Genomic DNA, 5,192 nt, shown 5'->3' on the forward strand with positions numbered 1-5,192 from the left:
CCCGGCAAGCCCTACAACGAGTCCCTCGCCGCCACCGGCGGCGCCGGCTCGTACACCTGGCAGATCAGCTCGGGCGCGCTGCCCGCCGGGCTGACGCTCTCGCCCGACACCGGCGTCATCAGCGGAACGCCCACGACGGCCGGCACGGCCTCCTTCACCCTGCACCTGACCGACGCCGGGCCGCCCGTCGAGTTCGCCGCCAGGAAGCTGCAACTCACCGTCGTCAACGACGTGCTGGTGGGCAGCTCGGCGCTGCCGGAGGCGACCGAGGGCGCGGCCTACGCGCGCACGCTGTCCGCGGTCGGCTGCACCACGACCTGCACCTGGTCGCTCGCGCCGGGCCAGGGCGCCCTGCCGGACGGCCTCAGCCTCTCCTCGGCCGGAGTCCTCAGCGGAAAGGCCACGCAGACAGGCGTCTTCCCGTTCACGCTGCTGGCCACCGATCCGGCGATGCCCAGTCAGCCCGGCGTCCAGCACCTGACCCTGACGGTGGTCCAGGGCCTGCAGGTGAACGCCCAGAACCCGCTGCCCGACGCGGTCGCCGGCACGTCCTGGACGCAACAGCTGAAGGCGAACGGCGGCACCCAGCCCTTCACCTGGGCGGCGACCGCCAAGCTCCCCAGCGGGTGGACGCTGGACCCGGCGACGGGCGTCCTCAGCGCGGCATCCGTGCCCTCCCCCGCCAAGGGCCCCGCCACCGTCACCATCACCGTACGCGTGACCGACTCCGGACAGCCGGCGCTCACGACCACCCACGCGTACACCGTGCGGGTCGTCGCCCCGCTGCTCACCACCACGTCCGGTCTGCCGCAGGCGGTGGACGGGAAGGCCTACCAGGCCGCTGTCGCCGTGACCGGGGGCGTCGCCCCCTACGCGTACACCCTGACCGGCACCCTGCCGGACAAGCTTAAGCTCGACCCGCAGACCGGGACGATCAGCGGCCCGGTCGAGGAGACCGGCAGCTTCCCCGTCACCGTGCAGACCACGGACGCCGGCACACCGAGCCAGACGACCACCCAGCACCTCACCCTCGACGTCGTCAGGCCCCTGCAACTGGACTTCCTCACGCTGCCGGACGCGGTCGCCGGCACACAGTACGCGCAGACGCTGACGGCGTCCGGCGGCTCCGGGGCCTACAGCTGGTCCGTCGTCGGCGCGCTCCCCCAGGGCCTCGCGCTCGATCCGTCCACCGGCGTGCTCAGCGGCACACCGGGTCTGAAGGCGGTCGGCACCTCGACGTTCACCGTGCAGGTCGCCGACTCGGGTCAGCCGCCGCTCAGCACCGACCCGCAGACCTTCACCCTGACCGTGGTGGCTCCCCTGGTCGACACCACCGCCGACGCGCCCCAGGGGGTCTACGGGAAGCCGTACGACGTCACGGACCAGTCCGTGGGCCTGGACGTGACCGCGTCCGGCGGGACCTCGCCCTACACCGTCTCCCAGACCGACACTCCGCTGCCGCCCGGCCTGAGCCTCCGCGGCGGCCGGATCGTGGGCCAGCCGACCGCGACGGGCGTCTTCCCCGTCAGCGTCCAGCTCACCGACTCCAGCTCACCCCCCTTGACCATCACCGAGCACCTGTCGATCACGGTGGTCGGATCGCTGACGATCTCCCCGGACCCGCTGCCCGACGGGGTGACCGGCAAGACCTACGCGCACAAGGTCACCGCCGTCGGAGGGGTCGCCCCCTACACCTGGTCCTGGGCCCCGGCCGACAGCAAGGACAAACTGCCCGACGGTCTCACCCTCAACGCCGCCACCGGCCTGATCAGCGGCACCCCGACGACAGCGGCCTCCACGGACCTCGTCATCACCGTCTCGGACTCCGGCGGACCGGTGCAGAGCGCCACCTGGCCCGTCACCCTGACCGTCAGCAAGCCGCTGGGCGTCTCCTACCAGGCTCCCTCCCCCGAGATCCAAGGGCAGCTCTACTCCCTGGTGCCGACCCTGACGGACCCGTCCCCGGGCGTCGGATACAGCTGGGCGCTGACCGGCGGCGTCCTCCCGGCCGGGCTCTCCCTCGACTCCACCACGGGGTTCGTCACCGGCTTCGACACCGCCACCCCGGGGACCTACGCCTTCACCGTCACGGTCAGCGACAGCGCCGACCACTCGGCCCTGGCGAGGGCGAACGTCTCGGTGGTCGTCCTGAAACCCCTGGCCGTAGCCGCCGCCCAGTACACCTGGAGCGGCACGATCGGCACGCCGTTCGGCACGAAGGTCGCAGCCTCCGGGGGCCAGGGCCCGTACAAGTTCACCCTCACTCCCGAGCCCGGCAGCACACTGACGGGGATCGACGTCGACCTCGACACCGGCGTCGTCCACGGCACCCCGGACGGACCGTGCTCCCTGTACTCACCGGGAGCACCCACCGGCTCGCCCACCGGCACGCAGACCGTCCAGAGCACGTGCCAACCTGACACCTTCGACGGCCTGTTGACCGTCACGGACGAGCTCGGTGAGTCCGCCTCCGCCCCGGTCACGCTGTCGGCCGCGGTGCCGGCGCTGGAGGTGGCGTACAAGTCGTTCCCCGTCCTCACGCAGAAGGCCGGCGGCCAGTTCACCTTCGACCTGCACACCGCCGTCACCGGGGGCTATCCCGGCGGAGCCGTCACCTACGCCGCCCCCGGACTGCCGTGCGGCGACGACGGCTGCGACTCCATCGACAGCACCGGCCATGTGACCGGCCAACTCGACGGTCTCGGTCAGGGCACCGTCACCTTCACCGTGACCGTCACCTCCACGGACCCGCACAACAGCCAGAACACGGTCACGGCCGAGTTCCAGGCGACCATCGACACGGCCCCAGCCACCCCCGCCAGCCCGACACCTGGAGCCCCGAAATGACCGGGTCGCCGACCCCGACTCCGACGCAGGCCCCGCTCACCGTCCAGGTGCTCCAGACGGCCGCGGCCCTGGAGAACCTCGCCGTGGAGTGCTACACCGCCGCGGCGGCCATGCCGCTGGTCACGCGGGGCGGCGGCCTGCTGCGCGACCTCGTCGACCGCAACCGGTCCCACCACGCGGCGCACGCGCTCGCCTTCAACCGCGCGCTCCGCGGCGCCGGGGCCGCCCGGCAGACCGCCGTGGACGCCCGATACGCCCCGATCGTGCGCCGTCGGCTCGCCCGGGTCACGGACCCGGCGGCGCTGGCCGACCTGCTCACCGAGCTGGAGAACGTCAACGCGCAGACCTGCGTCCGCTTCGCGACCCTGTGCCAGGACGGGAGGCTCCGCTCGCTGCTGGTGGACACCGCCTCGGTCGAGGCACAGCACACCGCGCAGCTGCTGATCCAACGCGCCTTCCTCGACGGCGGTTTCGGCGCCGAGGATGCAGCTCCGGGACTGGCGCAGGCGGCCGCACGCACACTCCCCGCGACGGCCGCCACCGCGGGCATCCCGTACGCCGCCTTTCCCACCGCCGAGGCCTCCGCGATCAACGAGGGAGTCGTCCGGTGAACGCCCCGACCCGCCGCGCGTTCGTCCTGGGGTGCGCGGGGCTCGGCGCCGGCCTCGCCCTGGACGCGTGCAGCAGCACCCCGCCGTCGCCCTACACCACGGCGGACCTGCGCACCGTCGCCCTCGCGGCCGCGCTGGAGAACCAGGCCGTGAGCGCCTATCAGGCCTTGGACGCCGCCTTGCGCGCGGGCAGGCTGGGCCGGCCGGACCCCGCGCTGGAGGCCTTCGTGCGGACTGCGACGACCCACCACACCGCGCACGCCACGACCTGGAACACGATCCTGCGCGACGCCCGCAAGCCGGTGGTCTCCGGGGTTCCGCTGACCGATCACGGCAGCGTGATGCACACGATCGCGGCGGCGTCGAGCGTCGCCGGGGCCCTGTCCGCGCTGCGGGATCTGGAGCGCCGGACCGCGCAGACCCATGTGGCCGCGGCAGGGAGCCTCCGAGGCGACGGACCGGCCGTGCTCGCGGCAGCGACGATCGCCCCGGTCGAGGCGATGCACGCGGCGACGCTGGACTGGCTGTCGGGCGGCCGGTCGGGTGTGACGAGCCCGCTCGGCACCGGCGGGGCCGCGTCGCCCAGGGAACTGACGGCGTGACGCCCGGCGAGGGGGCCACCGGGCTTCCCAATCCGGAGGCCGACGGCACCCCCGGCACCGCGTACCGCCGCTTCGACGAAACCACGCGGGAGTACCTGTTCGCGGCGGCCGCCGACGGTTCCGACTGGGCGACGTACGAGCGGCGCCGGTACACCGAGCCGATGCGCGACGACGGCTACGGCCTGGACTGCCGCTACGACTGGCGCGACGGCGTCTACGAGTGGCGCGACGAGACCACCGGGCGGTGGCGGGACCAGGAGTGGGCCGATCGCCGGTCCGCCCCCGCCCGGCCGGACTCGACCGCCGCTGGGGACGGGGAGCCGGACGCCTACTGGGACGCCAACCTGCGGATGTTCTACCGGATCCTCCCCGACGGCAGCTACGAGTACGCCGACGCGGTGGCCGCCGGGGACGAGTCGAGCGGGTGCGGTGACCGGTGGCTGAGCCACCGCCAGGTTCTGCTGCGCGCCGCGCGGACCGAGCCGACTGCCTCGTCCCCCGACGCCGACCAGCCTTAGGGAGCCAGGACATGCTGCGGGACGCGGGACTCACGCTGGCGCACTGGACCACGAGCGTCGTGCCGCCCGGGACCGGCGTCAGGTTCGACGCACCGCAGGCCGACTGGTCGGCGCGGGAGCCCGAGGCGTCGTTCGTCGGCCTCTTCCTGTACGACCTGCGCGGCCACGCCCAGGACCTGCCCGCCGCGGGGTGGACGCAGGTGCGCGGCGACGACGGGCGGCTGCTGGGTCGTCAGCCCGCGCCACGCTACTACCGGCTGTCCTACCTCGTGACCGCCTGGACGGGTGCGGGGGACGCCGGATCCGAGCCGTCCGAGCGGGCGTTGGAGGAGCACGGGCTGCTCGGACTGCTCCTCGACGCCTGCACGAACGCGGACACCCTGGCCGACGAGCACCTGACGGGGGCTCTGGCCGCGGCCGGGCTGCCGTCCTTCGTGCGCTGTGCGGGCGACGAGCCCGGCCGCTCCGCACAGAGCCTGTGGCCGGGCCTCGGCATCGCTCCCCGCGCCCATCTGGTGCTCGAACTGGCCGTTCCGATCGTGCCCCCGATGGTGACCGACCTCGCGCCGCCCGCCCGCGAGATCGCGCTCGGCGCCGGCCGGCTGCCCTCCCCC

5 protein-coding genes are annotated in these 5,192 nt (G+C 73.7%); all 5 read left to right on the forward strand.

The features are described from left to right. Positions 1-2,847 (forward strand): putative Ig domain-containing protein (locus tag TR49_RS13475; protein WP_174501573.1); only part of this gene is annotated, 2,847 nt, incomplete at its 5' end. Continuing rightward, entirely contained in the window at positions 2,844-3,458 is a 615-nt protein-coding gene (locus TR49_RS13480; protein WP_052434267.1) for a ferritin-like domain-containing protein, read from the forward strand. The genes TR49_RS13475 and TR49_RS13480, both read left to right, overlap by 4 nt. Then, positions 3,455-4,060 (forward strand): ferritin-like domain-containing protein, encoded by a 606-nt coding sequence (locus TR49_RS13485; protein WP_052434268.1) that lies wholly within the window; start codon positions 3,455-3,457, stop codon positions 4,058-4,060. Before TR49_RS13480 ends, TR49_RS13485 begins: the two co-directional genes overlap by 4 nt. Next, positions 4,057-4,578, forward strand: a complete 522-nt coding sequence (locus TR49_RS13490; protein ID WP_042381213.1) for a hypothetical protein — start codon at positions 4,057-4,059, stop codon at positions 4,576-4,578. The genes TR49_RS13485 and TR49_RS13490 overlap by 4 nt, the downstream gene beginning before the upstream one ends. Before the next feature lie 11 nt (positions 4,579-4,589). Next, on the forward strand, positions 4,590-5,192 hold a 603-nt coding region (locus tag TR49_RS13495), incomplete at its 3' end, for a Pvc16 family protein (protein ID WP_052434269.1).

It is taken from the genome of Streptacidiphilus melanogenes, from assembly GCF_000787835.1.
In the GTDB taxonomy this organism is placed as follows: Bacteria; Actinomycetota; Actinomycetes; order Streptomycetales; family Streptomycetaceae; genus Streptacidiphilus; species Streptacidiphilus melanogenes.

Coding starts and splice junctions, on each gene's coding strand:
- TR49_RS13480 (WP_052434267.1), top strand. CDS start 2,844: ATGACCGGGTCGCCGACCCCGACTCCGACGCAGGCCCCGCTCACCGTC.